General features: G+C 70.1%; 17 protein-coding genes. 13 read left to right on the top strand and 4 right to left on the bottom strand.

Annotated elements, in window-relative coordinates:
• From ACFFIA_RS19645 to ACFFIA_RS19635, 3 genes are read right to left on the bottom strand one after another with little or no spacing between them, the layout of a single operon-like run.
• Complete coding sequence (locus tag ACFFIA_RS19645; protein ID WP_377252945.1) at positions 1–1,386, bottom strand: aspartate aminotransferase family protein; 1,386 nt, start codon at positions 1,384–1,386, stop codon at positions 1–3.
• Positions 1,387–1,438: 52 nt separating this feature from the next.
• Positions 1,439–3,250, bottom strand: coding sequence for a thiamine pyrophosphate-binding protein (locus ACFFIA_RS19640; protein WP_377252943.1), 1,812 nt, complete (start codon positions 3,248–3,250; stop codon positions 1,439–1,441).
• A 48-nt stretch (positions 3,251–3,298) separates the two neighbouring features.
• Positions 3,299–4,102, bottom strand: coding sequence for an IclR family transcriptional regulator (locus tag ACFFIA_RS19635; protein ID WP_377252942.1), 804 nt, complete (start codon positions 4,100–4,102; stop codon positions 3,299–3,301).
• A 267-nt stretch (positions 4,103–4,369) separates the two neighbouring features.
• Between ACFFIA_RS19635 and ACFFIA_RS19630 the strand changes: the two genes are divergently transcribed.
• The 7 genes from ACFFIA_RS19630 (at position 4,370) to ACFFIA_RS19600 (ending at position 9,852) form a co-directional block, all read left to right on the top strand.
• Positions 4,370–5,701 (top strand): ABC transporter substrate-binding protein, encoded by a 1,332-nt coding sequence (locus tag ACFFIA_RS19630; protein WP_377252941.1) that lies wholly within the window; start codon positions 4,370–4,372, stop codon positions 5,699–5,701.
• Complete coding sequence (locus ACFFIA_RS19625; protein WP_377252940.1) at positions 5,698–6,618, top strand: carbohydrate ABC transporter permease; 921 nt, start codon at positions 5,698–5,700, stop codon at positions 6,616–6,618. Before ACFFIA_RS19630 ends, ACFFIA_RS19625 begins: the two co-directional genes overlap by 4 nt.
• A 13-nt stretch (positions 6,619–6,631) precedes the next feature.
• Complete coding sequence (locus ACFFIA_RS19620; RefSeq protein ID WP_377252939.1) at positions 6,632–7,558, top strand: carbohydrate ABC transporter permease; 927 nt, start codon at positions 6,632–6,634, stop codon at positions 7,556–7,558.
• Between the two features lie 109 nt (positions 7,559–7,667).
• Positions 7,668–8,405 (top strand): hypothetical protein, encoded by a 738-nt coding sequence (locus tag ACFFIA_RS19615; RefSeq protein ID WP_377252938.1) that lies wholly within the window; start codon positions 7,668–7,670, stop codon positions 8,403–8,405.
• Between the two features lie 105 nt (positions 8,406–8,510).
• On the top strand, positions 8,511–8,708 hold the full coding sequence (locus ACFFIA_RS19610; protein WP_377252937.1) for an SDR family NAD(P)-dependent oxidoreductase: 198 nt from the start codon (positions 8,511–8,513) through the stop codon (positions 8,706–8,708).
• Positions 8,709–8,717: 9 nt separating this feature from the next.
• Complete coding sequence (locus tag ACFFIA_RS19605; protein WP_377252936.1) at positions 8,718–8,894, top strand: hypothetical protein; 177 nt, start codon at positions 8,718–8,720, stop codon at positions 8,892–8,894.
• A gap of 82 nt (positions 8,895–8,976) precedes the next feature.
• Positions 8,977–9,852: an SgcJ/EcaC family oxidoreductase gene (locus tag ACFFIA_RS19600; protein WP_377252935.1), complete on the top strand. Its 876-nt coding sequence runs from the start codon at positions 8,977–8,979 to the stop codon at positions 9,850–9,852.
• Positions 9,853–9,928: 76 nt separating this feature from the next.
• Here ACFFIA_RS19600 and ACFFIA_RS19595 read toward each other — a convergent pair whose 3' ends face one another.
• On the bottom strand, positions 9,929–12,199 hold the full coding sequence (locus ACFFIA_RS19595) for an outer membrane protein assembly factor BamB family protein (protein ID WP_377252934.1): 2,271 nt from the start codon (positions 12,197–12,199) through the stop codon (positions 9,929–9,931).
• 283 nt (positions 12,200–12,482) lie between these two features.
• On the opposite strand from ACFFIA_RS19595, the gene ACFFIA_RS19590 reads away from it, so the two are divergent.
• From ACFFIA_RS19590 to ACFFIA_RS19565, 6 genes are all read left to right on the top strand, one after another.
• A complete protein-coding gene (locus ACFFIA_RS19590; protein WP_377252933.1) occupies positions 12,483–13,043 on the top strand; it encodes a PadR family transcriptional regulator in 561 nt (186 codons plus the stop codon).
• Between the two features lie 31 nt (positions 13,044–13,074).
• Positions 13,075–13,731, top strand: a complete 657-nt coding sequence (locus ACFFIA_RS19585; RefSeq protein ID WP_377252932.1) for an ABC transporter ATP-binding protein — start codon at positions 13,075–13,077, stop codon at positions 13,729–13,731.
• Positions 13,728–16,007 (top strand): FtsX-like permease family protein, encoded by a 2,280-nt coding sequence (locus ACFFIA_RS19580; RefSeq protein ID WP_377252931.1) that lies wholly within the window; start codon positions 13,728–13,730, stop codon positions 16,005–16,007. Before ACFFIA_RS19585 ends, ACFFIA_RS19580 begins: the two co-directional genes overlap by 4 nt.
• A 507-nt stretch (positions 16,008–16,514) precedes the next feature.
• Complete coding sequence (locus tag ACFFIA_RS19575) at positions 16,515–18,173, top strand: extracellular solute-binding protein (RefSeq protein WP_377252930.1); 1,659 nt, start codon at positions 16,515–16,517, stop codon at positions 18,171–18,173.
• Entirely contained in the window at positions 18,170–19,198 is a 1,029-nt protein-coding gene (locus ACFFIA_RS19570) for an ABC transporter permease (protein ID WP_377252929.1), read from the top strand. The genes ACFFIA_RS19575 and ACFFIA_RS19570 overlap by 4 nt, the downstream gene beginning before the upstream one ends.
• Complete coding sequence (locus ACFFIA_RS19565; protein ID WP_377252928.1) at positions 19,195–20,118, top strand: carbohydrate ABC transporter permease; 924 nt, start codon at positions 19,195–19,197, stop codon at positions 20,116–20,118. Before ACFFIA_RS19570 ends, ACFFIA_RS19565 begins: the two co-directional genes overlap by 4 nt.
• The last annotated feature ends 4 nt before the right edge of the window (positions 20,119–20,122 follow it).

Genomic DNA, 20,122 nt, shown 5'->3' with positions numbered 1-20,122 from the left:
TCACCCGATGCGGTACTGGTTTTCCATGCGACCGACGGCCGCGTCGAAGATGTCCAGTGCCCGGTCGGCCAGCTCCTGGGACATCACCAGCGGCGGGGTGATGCGCATGATCGGCGCGGCGCTGGCGACGAGGATGCCGTTGGTGACCAGCTCCCGGTACAGGTACTCGGCGGCCTCCTGGCTGATCCGCTCCTTCGTCTGGCGGTCGGTGACGAACTCGACCGCCATCAGCATGCCCCTGCCCCGGACGTCGCCCATGGACAGGTGCCGGGTCTGCATCTCCTCCAGCCGGCCCTTGATGTGCGCCCCGACGACGGCCGCGTTCTCGATGAGGTTCTCGTTGACGATGGTGATCAGCGTGGCGAGGCCGGCGGCGGCGGAGACCGGGCTGCCGCCGTACGTGCTCGTGCCGCCGTTGTGCTGGGCCCACGGCAGCGACGACATGACCCGCTCCGACGAGGCGACGACGCCCAGCGGGAACCCGGAGCCGATGCCCTTGCCCATCGTCATGATGTCGGGCTCGATGTCGTAGTGCTCCGAGGCCCACATCTTGCCCGTGCGCCCGGCCGAGGTGAGCACCTCGTCGATGAACAGCAGGATGTCGTTGCGGCGGCAGAACTCCTGGATCTTCGTGAAGTACTCCGGCGGCGGCACGATGGCACCGCCGGCGCCCTGGATCGCCTCGGCCACGACGGCGGCGACGTTGCCGGTGGTCTCCTGCTCGAAGACGTTCTCGATGAAGTCGGCGCACTTGGCGCCGCAGCTCGTCGGCTCTAGCATCAGCGGGCACCGGTAGCAGTACGCGTTCGGCGTCTGGTAGAAGCCGGGGGCGAGCGGCCCGAAGCCCTTCTTGTATCCGCCGCCCATCAGCGACAGCGCGCCCAGGGTCTTGCCGTGGAAGGCGCGGTAGAGCGAGATGAACTCCGAGCGGCCGGTGTGCGACCGGGCCAGCCGCAGGCCGGCCTCCACGGTCTCCGCGCCGGAGGTGTACATCTGCACCTTGTCCAGCCCGGCCGGCAGCACCGAGACGAGGTACTCCAGGAAGTCCGCCCGGGACGCCGACGTGTAGTCGTAGATGTGGATGAACTTGTCGATCTCCGCCTTGATGGCCCGCACGACGCTGGGGTGCGCGTGGCCGGTCACGGTGACGACCGTGCCAGAGCTGAAGTCGATGAAGATGTTGCCGTCGACGTCTTCGACGAGCGCGCCGAACCCCTGGTTGACGGCAACGCCGGACAGGGTCGACAGCGCCGACAGCCCCGGCGAGCTGTGCTCCCGCTCCCGGTCGACCAGTGCCCGGGAGCGTGGGCCGGGCACCTCGGTCACGAGCCGCGGAAGCTCGCTCACGTCCATGTTCTGTAGCTGCGTCGGTTGCACAGCGGTCATCGGTCCTCCAAACGATCGTCGAGTTCGGGCGCGTCCGAAACCTGCCGATCGGTCAGGCGGTCCGGTTGCCGGAGAGGATGTCGTTGACGTCCCACTTGCCGGTGGCCCGGGTCCGTGGCGCCTTCTCGGTGTGCACGTCGAGCACGTACGGCCGTCCCGAGTCCAACGCCGTGCGCAGGGCCGCCTTGAGGTCGGCCGGGTCGGTGACGACGGCGCCCAGCGCACCGCAGGCGCTGGCCAGGGCGGCGAAGTCGGGGTTGTACGGCTTGCCGTCCGGGGTGCGGAACGTCGTGCCCAGCGCGCCCAGGGCGTGCTTGTGCTGGTAGACCGAGATCGAGCTGTACCCGAAGTTGTTCATCACGACCCAGACGACCGGGATGTCGTGCTCCACCGCGGTGACGACGGCGCTGAGGATCGACGTGAACGCGCCGTCCCCGACCTCGGCCACGACCGCCCGCTCCGGCGCGGCGAGCTTGGCGCCGAGCGCGGCCGCGACGGCGCCGCCCATCGTGCCCCAGCCCGAGGCGACGTAGTGGTCACGCGAGTCGTAGACGTCGAACTGCTGCGCCACCTGGTGGCGGATGCCGACGTCGGTGAGGAAGATCCCGTCGCGCGGCAGCACCTCGCGGATGTCGCCGAGCAGCCGCTCCACCGCGATCGGTGTGGCGTCGCTGCGCCGGCCCTCCTCGATGTCGGCGCGCCAGGCGCGGATGCCGTCCTGGATCGCCGTGAACCGCGCGGAGGTTTCCCAGTCGCGGCGCGGCGTGGCCCCGCGCACCTCGTCGAGCAACTGGTCGACGAAGGCTCCGACGTCGGCGACGACGCCGAGCGCCACCGGGTACGTGCGCCCGATCTGGCTGGCGTCCACGTCGACCTGCACGATCTCGGTGGGCGGTACGCGGAACGACACCTCCGGGTCGTACGAGCTGGTCTCCATCTCGCCGAACCGCGTGCCGAGCGCGAGGACGACATCGGCGCTGTTGACCAGGTCGTGGCCAAGTGGCGTGCCCACCGTCGCGGTGTAGCCGGCGCAGAGCGGATGGTCCTGCGGGATTATGCCCTGCCCGGCCATCGTGGTCACGACCGGGATGCCGAGGTGCTCGGCCAGGGCGACGAGCGAGTCCCGGGTACGCGACCGCGCGGCACCACCGCCGGCGTAGATGACCGGCCGCTCCGCCTCGACCAGCATCCGGGCCGCGCGGGCGACCTGGGCGCCGGGGGCGTACGTCCGCCGGTCGGCCGGCACGCGCCGCGCGGCGACGTGGATGTCGTCCTGGAACGTGGCGGAGAAGAGGTCCATCGGTACGTCGAGCAGCACCGGCCCGGGCTGGTCGGCCATGGCGACCTGGCAGGCCCGTCCCGTGACGTCGGCCAGGCCCTCGCGGCTGGCGATCTTCCAGGCCCGCTTCACCAGTGGCCGCACCATCTCGACCTGTTGTGCCTCGCCGTGCAGGTCGAGCTCCTGGAAGCCGCCCCGGCCGGCCAGGTACGACGGCACGTCGCCGGCGATGACGATCATGCCGGCGCCGTCGAGCGCGGCGTCGCCGATGCCGGTCAGGGCGTTGGTCAGGCCGGGACCGATCGTCGTGAGCACGGCGGCAAGCTGGCCGGTGGCCCGGAAGTATCCGTCCGCGGCGTGCGAGGCGACCTGCTCGTGGCGGACTCCGACGAAGGTCAGCGACGACCGCTCGATCGCGCCCAGCATCGCGAGGTTGGTGTGGCCGCACATTCCGAAGACGTACCGCACGCCGTACGCCTCGAGGGTCGCCACGATGGCCTCCGCGCCCGACCGGACCTGCCCCCGGACCCCGTTCTCGGCGGTACCCTCGACAAGCTCGTCGCGCTCCCGCACTGCCTCAACCACCCAAGCCTCCTGTCATCGTTTCCTGCTCGTCGTCGTGGCCGGCGGCGGTCAGCGGACCGCGGGCGCCAGCTCGGTGCCGAGGTCGGCGACCGCCTTTGCCAGCAGGCGGGTCGCGTCGTTGAGCTGCTCGCCGGAGAGCCGCCAGCTCGGTCCGCTGATCCCGAGCGCGCCCACCACGGCGCCGTTGCTGGCGCGCACCGGCGCGGCCACGCAGGTCAGCCCCTCGTCCCACTCCCCCACGTCCACCGCGAAGCCGTCGGCGCGGATCCGCTCGAGCCCTTCGACGAACGTGTCCAGCTCGGTCACGGTGTGCCGGGTGCGGGACGCCATGCCGGTGCGCTTCAGCAGCCTCCGGACATCGGTCTCGTCCATCCAGGCGACCAGCGCCTTGCCCATCGCCGTGGCGTTGACGGGCCGGTGCGACCCGATCGGCGAGAGCGACTTGACCGGCTGCGGCGACTCGATCCGGTCGACGTAGAGCACCTGGTGCATGTCGAGGACGCCCAGGTATGACGACTCGCCGACGCGGAGTGTGAGGTCCTCCAGGTAGGGGCGGCTGGTCACCCGCAGGTGGCTGTTGGCCAGTGCCTGGCCGCCGATCGAGAACAGCCGCATGCCCACCCGGTAGCGACGCAGACCGTCCTGCTCGACGAAGCCACGCGCCTCGAGGTTGAACAGGACCCGGGCGACCGTCGACTTCGGCAGACCGAGCCGGTCGGCCAGCTCGGTCAGCGTCTGCCCGACCTCCGGCGCCTCGGTGCTGAGTGTTTCGAGCACATCCAACGCGCGCTGGATGGACTGCGACATGGCCGGCGTCTGCGCTGCCGCCGCGGCTCCCTGTTGGGTGGCCACCCTGCCTCCTGAGTCTGGGGCTCATCTGTTTTTGGAACTCGGTGCCAAAGAGGAGAGTAGAGATGATTGCGCAGGTCGTCAACGGGTTGATCAAGCAAAACGATGCTTGACGCGAGTTCGATGAGCGGTCTACTTTGGCACCCGTTACCAGAGCGGCACCGATCATTCTGGCAACCCCGTCCACGCTCCGCGACCTTGGCAGTGCCAGACGACACATTGGCCGACGCCGAGCACCAGCGTGCTGGCGACGTGAAAGGACCAACGCAGATGGACGCAGGAGTTCACATTGGGCTGTCCCGTGGCCTGTCGCGCCGAGCCCTCCTCGGCGCCGGCGGAGCCGCGTTCCTGGCCGGGGCCTTGTCGGCCTGCGGCCGTGGGTCCGGCGGTGGCGGCTCCGCCGCGACGCTGACCTATAACACGCCGTCGTTCGGGGTCGAGCAGGTCACGCCCTACCTCGAAACCTTCAAGCAGCAGTACGGCAGCGCGGTGACCGTCTCCGCCGTGCCGAAGGACTACCACCCCACCACCGAGACACGGCTGCGTGGCGGGACCAACTACACGGTCGTCACCTGCGACGACGGCTACCCCCAGAAGTGGCTCAAGGAGGGGTGGCTGGTCAACGTCGAGGACCAGATGGACCTGTCGAAGGTCAAGAACGACATGTACCCGTCGCTGCTCCAGTCGGTCACCGTCGACAACAAGGTGATCGCGCTCCCGGGCAACGGCCTGACGAAGGTCATGGTCTACAACGAGGCCGTCCTCGGCGACCTCGACCCGGCGGACGACTGGGAGGCGTTCTTCACCCAGCTCTCCTCGCTCAAGAGCAAGGGCGGTTCGCAGTACCCGTTCGTTCCGATGTGGACGAAGGCGTACAGCCTCATCACGTACTTCGCGATCGGCGACAGCTACTCACGCGGCGCGAAGGACTGGTTCGACCCCGACACGCTGGCTCCGGTCTACCACGAGGACCCGGCCGTCATCGAGACGGTCGAGTTCTGGCGCCGCCTGTGGGAGGCCGAGCTGGTACCGCCGGACGTCCTGACCGCCGACCACAACGCCACCCTGGAGATCTTCGCCGCCGGCAACGCGGCCTACTTCCAGCACAACGTCTCGCAGGTCCTCCCGGTGCTCAACCTGGACACGACGAAGTACGCCAAGGTGGCCGGGAAGATCAAGCTCATGATGTACCCGGGTACGACCCACGAGTGCCTGACCGGATCGAACTGGGTCTGCCTCACGAAGTCGGGCGCGGAGGCCGAAAACGGGCCCGAGCTCGCCCGGTTCCTCGGCAGCCTGGACAAGGAGGAGCAGTACCTCGTCCCGACCCGGTACCGCGCCATCGACCTCGGCATCGAGCCCGGCTTCGCGCCGGTGTTCGACGACGCCGACGTCGTCGCCAAGTGGGGCAGCTTCAGCGACCCGACGCTGGTGGCCGAGCAGAAGGCGAAGTCGCGGCTGATCGGGCCGGTCGTCCAGCAGGCCTGGTTCACCGAGTGGCTCGACCGCACGGCGTCCGAGCTGCAGAACGCCGTTCTCGGCAAGGTGAGCGTCCAGCAGGCGCTGACCGCCTCCGCGTCGTTCGCCCAGGGACGGCGATGACCGCTCAGCCGGCCGATGTCGTGCCGCCGTCCCACGCGGCGGCACGGCGGGCCGCGCGCCGGCGCGAGCGCCTCGGCGAGCTGGCGCTCATCGGTCCGGCCGTCGCGGTGGTGCTGGGCGTGCTCGTGTACCCGCTGGTCCACTCGCTGTGGTTGAGCCTCACCGAGCCGACGGACGACGGCGGCACCTTCGGCCTGGGCAGCTACGCCGCCGTCTTCAGCGATCCGATCCTGCCCATCGCCCTGCGCAACACGTTTCTGTTCTCCGCCATCGCGATCGTCGGCTCGATCGTGCTGGGGCTGGGCATGGCGTTGCTGTTGAACCTCCCCTCGCCCCTGCGCGGCGTCGCCCGGGCGGCCATGCTCATTCCCTGGTCGATGTCCCAGGTGGCGGTGGCCGTCATCTGGGGCTGGATCTACAACGGCTCGTACGGCGCGCTCAACGGCCTGCTGTTCGAGCTCGGGATCATCGGCGAGTACCGCGCGTGGCTCAACGACGGCACCACCGCGTTCGTCCTGCTGGGCACGGCGTTCATCTGGAGCATCGCGCCGTACGCGACCCTGATCTTCCTGTCCGGGCTGCAGGCGATCCCACGGGAGCAGTACGAGGCCGCACAGATCGACCAGGCCAACGTGTTCCAGCGCTTCCGCTACATCACGCTGCCGTGGTTGCGCAGCAGCTTCGCGGTCGTGTTCGTCGTCGCCTCGCTCGAGGGCTTCCTCGCGTTCAGCCTCGTCTACATGCTCACCAACGGCGGCCCCGGATACGAGACGACCGTGCTCGCCTGGTGGGGCTACGCGACGATGTTCACCTACGGGGCGACCGAGAAGGGCGCGGCGATCCTCTACTTCCTGACGGCGATCGTCATGGCCGTGTCCCTTGTCTACATGCGGGCGCTTCGGCGTCCCGCCGTCTGAACGGGGAGCGGCGATGCAGGCGACCCTGACCCGACCCACGGAGACCGCGACCAAGGCGGAGCCCCGGCAGAAGCCACGCCGGCGCCGGCGCTGGCGCACCGCGGGGGTGACCGCCGCCACCGTCCTGGTCATCATCTGGTCCGTCGCGCCGTTCCTGTGGCTCATCCGCAGCAGCCTGTCGCCGGTCGGCGAGATGACGCGGATACCGCCGGCCTGGTGGCCGGAGACCGTGACGTTCGACAACTACGTCGACCTGCTGGTCGCGCTCTTCGCGCCGGGAGACGGCACGACGACGGTCCAGCTGATCGCGCTCGGCCTGCAGAACAGCATGATCGTCTGTGTCGCGGTCACCGTGCTCAACGTCGTGCTCGGCTTCAGCGCGGCCTACGGCTTCTCGCGCTCCAAGAGCCGGCTCTGGTCGGCTGCTCTCAACGGGCTCATCGTCTCCCGGATGGTGCCCACGTTCGCCATCATCATCCCGCTGTTCCTGGTCTTCAGCCACCTGGAGATCTACGACTCGTTCGCCGGGCTGGTGCTCGCCGAGCTGGCGGTGACGCTGCCGTTCAGCGTCTGGCTCATGAAGAGCTACCTGGACACGATCGACGTCGAGCTGGACGAACAGGCCCGCGTGGACGGCGCCTCGAAGCCCCAGGTGCTGCGCAAGGTCATGCTGCCGGCGGCCCGTCCCGGCGTCGCCACCGCGGCCATCTTCACGTTCCTGACCAGCTGGAACTCGTTCATCTTCCCGCTGGTGCTGTCGTCCAGCCCGACGGTGATGACGGTCCAGCCGCAGATCGCGGCCACGTACAGCGACATGCGCGCCGACTACGACGTGCTGTTCGCCAGCACCGTGCTCGCCTGCGTCCCGCCGATGATCCTCGCGTTCATCCTGCAACGGCAGCTCACCCAGGGGCTGCTCTCCGGGTCGATGAAGGGCTGACCCTCGCCCGCCGGTGCGTGGCCCGCCGTCGTGGCGAGCCACGCCGCCCGGCTTGCGGGCGGATGACATGCTTGTCGGCGCCCTGTCACGGTTGGCTGGAGGTTCGGAAATGCGGGAAAAGATCATGGAACCGGAGCCCGGCCTGCGGGTCTTTCCCGAACCCGCCGACGTGTTCGTCGCCGACCAGGTCGACCTGCTCGGCCGGCACCTGCATCCGCTGGTCTCGATCGATCTCGGCCAGGTGGACGCCGGCTGGTCGGGCTGGGTCCATCTGCTCAGCCCGCTCGAACCGAACGAGGGATACCTCGGCGACCACACGAGCGCCTTCCACTCGCCGTTGCAGACCGCCAACTGGTTGGGATTCGCCGTCGAGGACGACCGGTACCGCCTGGTCGGCGACATCCGCTACTTCCAGCGCGCCACCACGCCGGACGAGGTGCCCGACCCGTGGGAAGGGTTTCGCGCCGACCTCGACGAGCACTGCCAGGATCAGGAACGCAGCTACCGGGCACACCGCGAGTCGTACCAGAGGGAGGGCAGCCTGATCAGGCTCGACGCCGACGGCTCCCCGCTCTACGGCACGCGCGCCGGCGTGCCGCTGCTCGGCCAGCTCGGCGGCGATGCCCCGGGCGGCAACTGGGAAGACCCCGACCTCTTCCCGCTCGACATCGAAATGGGCGACCGGCACCGCGACGGCCGTGTCTGGCCGCTCAGCCCGGCCGGCAACCGTTTCCACTTCGTGGCTACGGTCCCGGGTTGGCACTATCGCACGCACGGCGCGGACTCGATCCTGCTCTTCTTCGAACCGGTCGAACGACTCGCCCTCCTGACCTTCGACTGGAGCTGACCAGCCCATGCCCCGCCCCGCCCGCCCGCGACCGAGGGCCGGGCCGGATCGAGGTACGGCGCTCCCGGATTCGGCCTGGTTGACTCACACCACTCAGGAGGGGTCGTGACACCACATGCTCTCGTCACCGGCGGCGCTTCGGGGATCGGGGCGGCCACCTGCGCCGCGCTGCTCGACGCCGGCTGGGCGGTGACCAGCCTGGACCTGCGGCCCAGCCCGGACAGCCGGGCACGCTCGGCGGTCGCCGACGTCACCGACCCGGACGGGCTGGGCGCCGCGGCGACGAGATCGATCGAAAGCTGAACCCACACCATGCCAACCATCCGCCGCAAGATGCTCCTGTGGGCCGGGGGAATGACGGCGACAGCGGCCGCCTTCCTGCTCGCCGTGCTCGACCTCATCGTCGATGAACTGGTGCCCCTCATCACCGCCCTCGCGTTTCTCCCCCTCTTCGTGTGGCTGACCGTTTCGAGCTGGCGTGAAAAGTAGGCGCGTGGCCGTGCGATGAGTTCACGGGCTGGCCGAGGTTGTAGTTCTGACGGACGCATCAACCGGAAGGACCGAGCTGGCCATGCCCACCAACGAGGAACAGATCCGCACGCTGATCGAGCGCTGGACCGAGGCGGTCCACCACGGCGACCTCACCACGGTCGTCGCCGACCATGCCGAGGACATCGTGATGTTTGACGTGCCGCCGCCACACGAGGGCGTGCGTGGCCTGGACGCGTACCGCGAGACCTGGCCGCCCTTCTTCCAGTGGCAGGCACAGGGCGCCTCGTTCGAGATCGAGTCGCTGGAGGTCACCGCCGGCGAGGACGTCGCGTTCGCGTACGCCCTGCTGCGCTGCGGTACCGACCAGGACTTCGCCGACAACCCCGACAACCGTCTGCGGTTGACGATCGGCCTGCGCAAGCGGGACGGCCGGTGGGTCGTCGCGCATGAGCACCACTCGTTCCCGCTCACCGACCCGGCGCCCACGCCCGACCCCGAACCCGACCAGGCCGCCGCCGAGCAGGAGCTGCGCCTGCTCCATCAACGCTGGTTCGACAGCACCGCCGCGAAGGACATCGACGGCCTCATGGCCGCCATCGCCGACGACGTCGTCTCGTACGAACACGACGAGCCGCTGCGGTACGTCGGCGTCCGGGCCGTCCGCGAGGTCTGCCAGGCCGGCCTGGACGCCTCCGGCGACGGCACCGTGACGTGGACGGTTCCCGACCTGACGATCGTGGTCGACGGCGACCTCGCCGTCGCGTGGGGCCTCAATCACATGCGGATGGAGCCGGCCGGCGCTCCGGCCGCCGAGAGCTGGTCACGCGGGACCCGCGTCTTCCAACGCGGAGACGGCGCCTGGCTGATGACCCACCAGCACCTCTCCTACCCCTACGACCCGGCCACCGGCGACGCCCGGACCGACCTGCGCCCCGACCCGCACGACCAAGCCTGACCGCTCGCCGGCGCGGGCGGCATCGGCGCGGCACTGTCCACAGTGCTCACGATGCCGCCCGCGTCGGCGGGACCGGTCAGAACTCGGCGCGGATGGCGGCGTGGACCAGCCGTCCAGCCTCCGCCCACGTGATGACGCCGTCGCGAACGAGGCGGGCGGCCACGACCGCCACGTGGGCGGTCAGCATGCCCCGGTGCGGCCAGGCCGCCTCGTCCTTGACGAGGTCGTCGATGGTGCATCCGTTGGCGGTGGCCCGGTTGGGCACCTTGCTGTCCACGTCCCGGATCGTCACGGTCGCGGACGGGTCGGGGTGCGGGCACGGACCCGCTGGCAGGTCATAGCGGAACAGCTCGCTGCCGCTGCTGAAGTACACGTCACCGTTGCCGTGCACGGCCAGGTGGCTGGCTGATCCGGCGCGCAGGACGTGCTTCTGCCCGGTGGCCGGGTCGAGGCGGTACACCTCGCTGCCCGCGAGGACGCCGTAGAGCATCTTGTCGACGGTGTTGTACGCCAACTGCCCCACGCCGCTGGTGCTGCCGCCGTACGTGTGCCGGGCGGTCACCTGCCGCGTGGCGGTGTCGATGGCGAACACCTCACCGCCCGCCGTCCCCCACAGCCGGCCCTCGCCGTCGAAGGTCAGCGCGGGAATGGCCGGCTTTCCGGGAGCGGGCACCATCTCCCACAGTTTGCGCCCCTCGGCCACAGACCAGGCGAACACCTTCGCCTCCGGCTGTGTGGGCGGCGTCGCCGACTGTCCGCTGTAGATGGACGTGCCACCGTAGACGACACCGTCCTTGTAGGTCAGCGCGACGATGCTCTGGTCGACGACCACGTGCCGGGTCTTGGAGACCAGTGTGCCGGTTGTCGTGTCCCATATCGCCAGCACGCCACCGAGCTGGCCGAGGTCAGGCATCGTGCCGACGGCCAGCAGGTCGCCGGCGCCCGTCAGTGCGCGTGGCCGGATCTGCTGTTCGGCCTTGAGGTCGAAGAGGCGCAGCGGATTCTGGTCCGGCACCGGCTCGGGACTCGGGGAGTATTCTTCGCTGTTCCACGGCTTCGCCGGATCGTAGGAGTAGATGCGGGCGTCGGGGTACGCCCCGACGTAGAGCCGGCCGCCGTGGCCGAGCATCCCCTCGCTCTGCGAGAAGGTGTGAAACTCCTCGGTGCGGCCCGTGTCGGGGTCCACCGCGGCGAACCCACCGTTGAGGAACCCTCCCGCGTACACTCGCCCGTCCGGCCCCTCGGCCAGTGCCGTGATGTCGATCGGTTCACCTTGGACGGTGGTCTGCACGAACGAGTGCGCGCCCGTCGTGGGGTTGTAGCGGAACATCATGCCCCGCCACAGCAGCCCGACGAGGCTGCGGCCCGGGTAGTCGGGCAGGTCGAGTTCGGCCCAGCCGATGCCGCGAGTGTTGGCGACGCGACCGGTGAACGGCACGCCGGTGCCGGTCTCGCTGCCGTCCGCCGGGTCGTACCGGATCAGCTCGCCGGAGCGGATCAGGTACACGCGGCCATCGTCGTCCGCCGGCGGCATCTCCAGCCCGTGAGCGTTGTCGATGCGGTCGACCCACTGCCCGGACCTGAGGTCGTAGACGTACAGCGGGCCGGGGAAGGCGGTGCCGAAGCGCGCGTAGAGGTGGTCGCCCACGATGTCCACGTCGTACACCCAGTCCGCGGTGACATCGCGGCCGGGCGGGTCGGGCAGTTGCCGCTTGGCGCCGGTGGCGGTGTCGACCTCGAACATCTTGGCCGGCGGGTTGGTACCCGCGTAGATCTTGCCCTGGTCGACCGCGAGGCTGCGCACGTACGTGTGGTCCGGGGACAGTCGCCCGTAGTCGCGGAACTGGCCGGTGCCGCGGTCGTAGGAGAACAGCTTGCCGTTGGGCGACGTGCCACCGTACAAAATGGAGCGCTCGTCCGCGGTGACGTCCCAGACGAAGCTCTCGGAGGCGATCGGCTTGCCGAGGTCCACGACGCCCTCGGCGGCGGTCCAGCGGAAGAGCTTGGCGTCGCCGTAGCTCCCGACGTAGACGCTGCCGTCCGGAGCCGAGTCGACGGCCCACGAGCCGCTGGCGCCGGGCAGGTCAAGCCGCGCGATCGCCTCGCCAGTCGCGGGATCGACCGCGTTGAGGTGCGCGGGGGCGCCCGAGGACGCACTCCACAGCACCGGCTCGCCGGCCGGACCGGGCGCGACGGTGCCGCCGATGAGCAGGACGTCCTGCAAGGGCACGCCGAGGGACGAGATCCGCTCGCCCTCGCTCGCCGACGCGGTGCCGACGCCGGCCGCCACCAGAACGGTCGCCGCGAGCGCCGCGGTCACGGGAGCCGCCAGCCATCTGACTCGCATCGATACTCCTCCCTGGAAGGTTTCGGGCTGGCCCCTAAAGCTAGGAGGATCGATCAACTACGTCAAGACAGCCGCTTGCCACTGCACTCGACCCTATTACGGTCAGGGCTCATATTCGAGACGCCGCAGCCGTCACCACCGATCTGGGCCATCGATCCCCGGCGACCACGACTTCTGGACGTACCGGACCTGCTGACATCGCGCGGCGGTTTGACCGGCCGCGAACGAGCCGACGACTAGCAACCGGGTTGCTAATTAGCAACCCGGTTGCTACCTTGCCGTCATGTCGGTCTCCCGCACCCTGCTCGGCCTGCTCGAAACGAAAGCGCAGCACGGCTACACGCTGCGCCGCCGCTACGACGGCTGGTTCGGCACCTCCCGACCACTCAAGTCGGCGCAGGTCTACGCGACTCTGCAACGACTCGGCCGCGACGGCCTGATCGAGCTGGCCGGGGTAACCTCCGGCGAGGGCCCCGACCGCCGGATGTACGCGATCACCGACGCCGGCGTGACCGAGCTGGAGCGGTGGCTCGACGAGCCAGAGGTGCCCGACGTGTCGGCGACCCGCCGCGTGCTGTTCGCCAAGATGGTCATCGCGATGTCCAGCGGGCGGTCCGCCGTGCAACTGCTGGACCGCCAGCGGCAGGCCCACCTCGCCCGGATGCGCGACATGCGGGCGCTGCGCCAGCGGGGCGACCTGCTGGCCCAGCTCGACGCCGACTTCGAGATGTACCACCTCGACGCCGACCTCAAGTGGATCGACGGCGCTCAGGCCCGCCTGGACCGGCTCGCCGCCCTGCTCGGCGAGTCCGGCGCCCCGTCCTCGGACGGATGGCGGCCATGAGCGAGCACCGCGAGCGAAACGGGCAGCCGTCATGACGCTCTCGGCCCGCGAGGTCGGCATCCGGTTCGGCTCGACCGCCGCCCTGCGGGGCGCGGACATCGAGATCGACCGGGGAGAACTGGTCGCGGTGATGGGCCCGTCCGGCTCCGGAAAGTCCACATTGCTGCACGTGCTGGCCGGCATCCTGCGCCCTGACCGGGGTGAGATCCGCCTCGGTGGCCGGCGCATCGACAACCTCGCCGACGGCGCCCGCAGCTTCCTGCGCCTGACCTCGTTCGGGTTCGTCCTGCAGTTCGGTGACCTGGTGCCGGAGCTGTCGCTGCGGCAAAACGTGGAGCTGCCGCTGCGGCTGCTCAAGGTCCGCCGGACGGAAAGCCGCGCCCGCGCCGCCGCGTTGCTGCGCGAGCTGGAGATCGAGGATCTCGCCGACCGGCGCCCCGGCGAGGTGTCCGGCGGCCAGGCCCAGCGGGCCGCCGTCGCCCGCGCCCTGGTGCACCGCCCGGCTGTGGTGTTCGCCGACGAGCCGACCGGCGCACTGGACAGCGCCGCCGGCGAACTCGTGCTCGACGCGCTCACCGGGCTGGCCCGCCAGCAGGGCAGCGCCGTCGTGATGGTGACCCACGAGGCCCGCGTCGCCGCGTACGCGGACCGGACGGTCTTCCTGCGGGACGGGCGGGTCGCGTCGTGACCCGCTGGCTGTGGTTGGGCGTGGTCCTGTCGGTCGGCTCCGGCCGCACGGGGCTGCTCCGTACGGTGCTTATGGCCAGCGGCGCGGCGATCGGCGTCTTCATGGTCCTGGCCGGTCTTGCCGGCGCCACGGTCGCCGCCAGCCAGCGGGAACGGGCCCTGGCCCGCACACCGGCGCAGGTGGAGAACAGCGCGGCGGAGCTGCGGATGCTGGAGGTCGAGGACGGCATCGGCCCTCGCGTCCTGCGCCGCACGGCGGTTGCCGGCGCGACCGCCGGCAGTCCCCGTCCACCGGGTCTCGACGCCTATCCCGATCCCGGCGAGTTGGTGGTCTCCCCGGCACTGGCGGACCTGATCCGGGTCGACCCGCGGGCCGCCGACCGTTTCCCGCAACGGATCGTGGGCCTCATCGGGCCATCCGGTCTTGTCGCCCCGGACGAACTCCGTGCCTACGTGGGCGTGCCGGCGGGCGACCCGATGCTGGGCGGTGACGAGACGTTCTTCCGGGACAACGCGGTGGTCGGTTTCGGTCGCCCTCTCGCCTCGGCCCACGGTTCGGCGTACGACACCTCGCCCGACGTGTTCACGCCAGGGCGGTGGGCCGCGGCCGCCTTCGCGCTGTTCGTGCTGGTGCCCTTCGGCACCTTCCTGGCCACCTGTGCCCGGCTCTCGGCCACGACCCGCGACCGCCGGATCGCCGCACTACGCCTGCTCGGGGTCTCGGCGCGGCAGGCGACCCTGGTCAACGTCGTGGAGACAGGTGTGGTCGCCACCGCCGGCGGCGTGCTCGGCACGGCGGTGTTCACGGTGCTGGCCCCGCTGTCCCAGGGCTGGCGGATCGGCCGGCTGCACTGGTACGCCGCCGACATCGCGCTGCCGCTCGGTTGGATCGCCCCGGTGCTCGCCGGGACCGTGCTCTTCGCGGTCCTGGTCGGGGTGATCGCGACCCGGCCGGCCAGGTCGGGGCCGCTGGCGGTACGCCGTGGCGGACCCGCCCGGCGACCAGCCGGCTGGCGGCTGCTGCCACTGGTCTGCGGGCTCGGCACGGTGGTGTTCGCCGCGACCGACGCCGCACCGCTCAACCCGAGCGGCCGAGGCGTCGTCTTCATCAGCGGGCTGCTGGTCACCGGCCTGTCCCTGCCGCTCGTACTGCCGCTGCTGGCGTACTGGGCGGCCGTCGCGGTCGGCCGCATCCCGAACGTGCCGGTCTGGCTCGAACTCGCCACAGCCCGGATACGGCACACTCCCGGCGTGGCGCCCCGGCTGGTCGCCTCGCTCGCGGTGACGCTCTTCGTCATCGGCATGGGGTCTCTCGGCGCGGCGCTGTTCACCAATGACCGCGGCCTGAGCAACGACCGGCACAGCCCGCTCTATCAGGTGATCGGCAGGGACCCGGCCCTCGTCGCCGCGCTGCGTGGGATTCCCGGCACCGCGATCAGCCAGTACGGGACGGTCCAGGTCTCAGTGGACGGCCGAGGCGACGCAGCGCTCGTCGCCGACTGCGCCGACATCACCGCACTGCACACCTTCGACGCCGGCCAGTCGTGTGTGGACGGTGAGACGTACTGGCTGACCTCCCCTGCCGGCAGCGCCGCTCCCGGCCCACGTCCAGGCACCGATGTGACGGCCGAGAACGGCGTTCACATCCCGGCGCCACGGCACACCCTGAACCTGATGAGCCGCTACGAGATCGGACACGACAACCCGCTGCTGATCACCAGACAATCGCCGATCGCGGCGGACCTCCCGATCAGGCCACAGCTCGCGTGGCTCATCGCGGCCGACCGGGACTCCGTCGACCGGGCGGCACGGGTCGTCGCGGCGCGGGCGCCCGCCGCGTTCCTCAGCGGCGACCTCGGCGTCCACAGTGGCCTCGACAGCGACCTGCTCCTCACACTCCTGGTCACCGGGCTGAGCATCAGCCTCGTGTTGGGCATGGGCTCGTTCGCGGCAGCCGCCGTCGACCGAGCCGTGGAACGCCGCCGGGACAACGCCACACTCGCCGTCGTCGGCGTCCGGCCAGCCGTCATCACCAGCGGAGAGACCGGATTCGGGGTACTGCCACTGGTCGCTGGGGTCGGCACCGCCTGCGCCGCCACGATCGTCGTCGGGGCCAGCCTCGCCACCGTCCTCGACATCCCGACCGGCGCGGTCTTCGACCGGATCGCCCCGATCCTGTTGCTCGGCGTTGGAGCGACCGCCGTCGGGCTGCTCCTCATCGCCGTACCGGCGTGGCTCACCCAACGCATCACCGCCGAACACCTGCGGCGCCCCTGACGGGTACGGTCCCGTCTCGCCACGGTCGACGCGGGGAGGACTATCTGCGCCAGTTCGGGCTTGGGCCGCGTACCCAGCCCTGGCCGGTCGAGGACTGGGAGGACCGCCCGCCGGAGTGGGCCCGCGTCGTCGCGATCGACCGATGACAGAAACTGTCGAACCGTAGCACCAAAACTTTCCGCTCATTCGAGAGCATTCGGGGCATATCCTCCAGGGCCAATCGCGCGCGGCCCCCTTCGAACGGGCGCACCAAAGCGCCGGCCGCGCCGCGGCTTCGCGAGGCATACCCCCGCGTCGGCGGGGTTGCGGCGGTGCGGTCGCCCCGATGACATCCACATCGGTCTACCCATAGCTTTCGAAGATGGTCCATGCTAAATTTCCGCCTCACTAGCGAAAGTTTCTAGTGCTCAGCTTCACCCCGGAACCCGAACGAGACCGCTGCCCACGGTTGCAAGCGGCTCGACGAACGTGGCTGCCCCTCACCACGACCCCTTCGAAGGGACGACCATGACCACCTCACGACGGCGCTTTCTCGGGCTCGTGAGCCTGAGCGCCGCGGCGGCCGCCGGCGGGCCGCTGCTGGCCGGATGCGGCGAGAAGCCGACCGGCTCCGGCACCGCCGAGAACCTCGACCGGTTCGCCGGCGTCCTGCCCACGCGCAAGGACCTGACGCTGGGCATCACGCCGGACATCAAGGGCACGACGCCGGTGCCCGACGGCTACACGAGGTATCCCGCCACGCTTGTCGACGCGATCACCGAGCGGCCCGGCACGAGCGGCCAGGTCGTGACCGCGATGACGCCGGTGTGGGGACCCGCTCCGCCCGGCTACCAGCAGAGCGCCTACCTCCAGGCCGTCAACGCCGAACTGGGCACCCCGCTGGACTTCACCATCCAGGACGGCAACACCTACGCCGACAAGCTCAACGCGTTGCTCGGCGCCCGCGACGTACCCGAGCTGCTGTGCGTGCCGGGCTGGGAGGTGAGCAAGATCCCGCGCTTCGCCGAGGCGGTCAAGGCGCTCTTCGAGGACCTCACCGACCACCTCAAGGGCGACGCGGTCGACGCGTACCCGATGCTGGCCAGCTTCCCCACCGGCGCCTGGCGCCACTCCATCTGGAACCAGCGCCTCGCCGCCGTGCCCAACCCCAGCGAGGGACCGCTCCCGTGGGCCCTGTTCACCCGCCGGGACCTGCTGGACGAGCGCGGCCTGGCGATACCGGCGTCGCTCGACGACCTGCTCGCGGCGGCCAGGCAGGTCACCGACCCGGCCCGGAAGGTGTGGGCGTTCGACGACATCTTCGCGATGATCCAGATCTACCACAAGGTGCCCGGCTCGAAGGGCGGCTGGCGGCTGCGGCCGGACGGCACGCCGGAGTTCAAGTACGAGACCCCGGAGTACCGGCAGGCGCTCGAGGTCATGGCCAAGATCTACAAGGACGGTCTGGTCCACCCCGACATCGTCGCCAGCAAGGGCGCCGACGCGAACCTGCTGTTCGCCCAGGCCGGCAGCATCGTCTTCAAGCAGGCCGGTATTGGCTTCTGGCAGGGCGCCCAGGCCGAGCACCAGAAGGTCAACCCCAGGCTGAACATCCAGCCGGTGCCGGTCTTCTCGGCCACCGGCGGCGACCCGCTGATGTGGTCCGCCACCGAGCCGATCTCGTACACCTTCATCCGGAAGGGCGTCGGCAAGGACCGCGTCGAGGAGCTGCTGCGCATCGTCAACTGGTGCTCCGCGCCGCTGGGCACGCGGGAGGCCCAACTGCGCGACTACGGCGTCGAGGGCAGGCACCACACGAGGACCCCGAACGGGCCGGTGAAGACCGACCTGGCCTTCAAGGAGATCGCCAACCAGTACTTCTTCGTCAGCGGCCGCAACCCCACCATCGGCCCGTTCCCGGACACCCCGAGCTACGTCCAGGATCTGCTGACCTTCTCCAACGAGACGGTCAAGTACCTGGAGAAGGACCCGTGGGACGGGCTGAAGCTGGAGATGCCGGACCGGTTCAAGGCATTCGCGGTACCGGCCGAGGAGAGGTTCACCGACCTGCTGCGCGGCCGCCGTCCGCTCTCCGATGTGGACGCCATTGTGCGGGAGTGGAAGTCCAACGGCGGCGAGGAGGCGCGCACGCTGCTGGCCAAGGCGCTGTCCGAGGCCGGCCGATGAGAACGAGCGGGATCGCCGCCACGGCCGGGTCCGACCGGACCCGGCCGCGCGGTCCTCGCCGCTCGGGCAGGCCGGACGGCACCGGCACACGACGGCGGCCGCCCTTCCGGGTACGCCTGCGCCGCGACTGGCAACTGCTGGTCATGGCCGTGCCGGGCTTCGTGATCCTGCTGGTGTTCAGCTACGTGCCGATCGCCGGGAACGTCATCGCGTTCCAGGACTACAACCCCTACGTCGGCGACAACCCGCTCGACGCGTTTCTGGGCAGCCAGTGGATCGGCTTCGGCCAGTTTCAGTTGCTCTTCGAGGATCCGGCGTTCTGGCACGCGCTCGCCAACACGCTCACCATCACGGCGTTCCAGCTCGTCTTCTTCTTCCCGCTGCCGATCGCGCTGGCGATCATGCTGCACAACCTGCTCTCCACCCGGCTGCGCGGCTTCGTCCAGACCGTCGTCTACCTGCCCCACTTCTTCAGCTGGGTCCTGGTCATCACGTTCTTCACGCAGATGCTCGGCGGCGCCGGGATGCTGGCCCAGACGATGCGCGAGGCCGGTCTGGAGCCGTGGAACATCATGTCCAACCCGGACACGTTCATCCTCCTGGTCACCGCGGAGGCGGTGTGGAAGGACGTCGGCTGGGGCACCATCGTCTTCCTCGCCGCCCTGTCCACGATCGACACGAGCCAGTACGAGGCGGCCGCGGCGGACGGCGCCGGCCGGTGGCGGCGGCTGTGGCACATCACGCTGCCCGGCCTGCGCCCGGTGATCGTGCTGCTGCTGATCCTGCGGCTCGGCGACGCGCTCTCGGTCGGCTTCGAACAGTTCATCCTGCAACGCGACGCGGTGGGCCGGGAGGCCGCCGAGGTGCTCGACACCTTCGTCTACCACTTCTCCATCGCCACCGGAAACTACGGCTACGGCGCGGCGGCCGGCCTGTTCAAAGCCGCCATCGGCCTGTGCCTGATCCTGGCCGCCAACAAGGTCGCGCACCGGCTCGGCGAACGAGGGCTCTACTCGAAGTCATGACCGAGACCGCCATCCGAGGGCCGCGCGCGAGGCGCGGCGGCCGCCCCGTCTGGGAGGAACCACCGACCCGCATCGGCCAGGTCGTCAGGGCCACGGTGCTCGGCGGCCTGGTGCTGGCCGTGCTGTTTCCCCTGTGGGTGATCCTGGTGACCAGCCTCTCCTCCCGCGAGACCATCGCGCGGGCCGGCGGCTTCGTCGTCGTCCCCCGGGGCATCGACACCTCCGCGTACCAGACCATCTTCGCCGGTGGCGCCGTCACCCGCGCGCTGTGGATCAGCGCCCAGGTGACCGTCGTCGGCACCGCGGTCGCGCTCACGGTCACGGTGCTGGCCGCCTACAGCCTGTCCCGGCCGGGCTCTCTGGGCTCCCGGTGGCTGCTGGCCTACTTCCTGCTGCCGTTCCTGGTCTACCCGCCCCTGGTGCCCAAGTACCTGGTCGTCACCGGCCTGGGCCTCAAGGACACGATCTGGGCGCTGATCCTGCCGCCGGCCATCAGCGTGTTCAACCTCGTCGTGGTCCGCGGCTTCTTCCAGGGCATCCCGCAGGAGCTGCTCGACAGCGCCCGCATCGACGGCGCCGGCGACTTCCGCGTCCTGGCCCGCATCGTGCTGCCACTGTCCAGAGCGGTCATCGCCGTGGTCGGCCTGTTCTACGCGGTCGGCTACTGGAACGTCTGGTTCGACGCGCTGCTGTTCATCGACCGCAACGACATGTATCCGATCCAGCGGGTCCTGCAGAGCTACCTGCTCGCCGGCCAGGCCCCGCACACCTCCGGCGCCGCCGTCGGCGCGACCATGCCTCCCACCGAGGCGGTCAAGATGGCCGTCGTCATCCTCACCGTCGCGCCCATCGTCGCGGTGTACCCGTTCATCCAGCGCCACTTCATCAAGGGCGTGCTGATCGGCGCGGTCAAGGGCTGACCCG

This window comes from Phytohabitans kaempferiae, from assembly GCF_042433955.1.
GTDB lineage: Bacteria > Actinomycetota > Actinomycetes > Mycobacteriales > Micromonosporaceae > Phytohabitans > Phytohabitans kaempferiae.
Note: the sequence above shows the minus strand (reverse complement) of the source record. Positions and strands in the feature narration are given on the sequence as shown.

Excerpts from the sequence above, each read along its gene's own strand:
- ACFFIA_RS19645 (WP_377252945.1), bottom strand. The coding sequence starts at position 1,386 with ATGACCGCTGTGCAACCGACGCAGCTACAGAACATGGACGTGAGCGAG.
- ACFFIA_RS19630 (WP_377252941.1), top strand. The coding sequence starts at position 4,370 with ATGGACGCAGGAGTTCACATTGGGCTGTCCCGTGGCCTGTCGCGCCGA.
- ACFFIA_RS19625 (WP_377252940.1), top strand. The coding sequence starts at position 5,698 with ATGACCGCTCAGCCGGCCGATGTCGTGCCGCCGTCCCACGCGGCGGCA.
- ACFFIA_RS19620 (WP_377252939.1), top strand. The coding sequence starts at position 6,632 with ATGCAGGCGACCCTGACCCGACCCACGGAGACCGCGACCAAGGCGGAG.
- ACFFIA_RS19615 (WP_377252938.1), top strand. The coding sequence starts at position 7,668 with ATGCGGGAAAAGATCATGGAACCGGAGCCCGGCCTGCGGGTCTTTCCC.
- ACFFIA_RS19605 (WP_377252936.1), top strand. The coding sequence starts at position 8,718 with ATGCCAACCATCCGCCGCAAGATGCTCCTGTGGGCCGGGGGAATGACG.
- ACFFIA_RS19600 (WP_377252935.1), top strand. The coding sequence starts at position 8,977 with ATGCCCACCAACGAGGAACAGATCCGCACGCTGATCGAGCGCTGGACC.
- ACFFIA_RS19595 (WP_377252934.1), bottom strand. The coding sequence starts at position 12,199 with ATGCGAGTCAGATGGCTGGCGGCTCCCGTGACCGCGGCGCTCGCGGCG.
- ACFFIA_RS19590 (WP_377252933.1), top strand. The coding sequence starts at position 12,483 with ATGTCGGTCTCCCGCACCCTGCTCGGCCTGCTCGAAACGAAAGCGCAG.
- ACFFIA_RS19585 (WP_377252932.1), top strand. The coding sequence starts at position 13,075 with ATGACGCTCTCGGCCCGCGAGGTCGGCATCCGGTTCGGCTCGACCGCC.
- ACFFIA_RS19575 (WP_377252930.1), top strand. The coding sequence starts at position 16,515 with ATGACCACCTCACGACGGCGCTTTCTCGGGCTCGTGAGCCTGAGCGCC.
- ACFFIA_RS19570 (WP_377252929.1), top strand. The coding sequence starts at position 18,170 with ATGAGAACGAGCGGGATCGCCGCCACGGCCGGGTCCGACCGGACCCGG.
- ACFFIA_RS19565 (WP_377252928.1), top strand. The coding sequence starts at position 19,195 with ATGACCGAGACCGCCATCCGAGGGCCGCGCGCGAGGCGCGGCGGCCGC.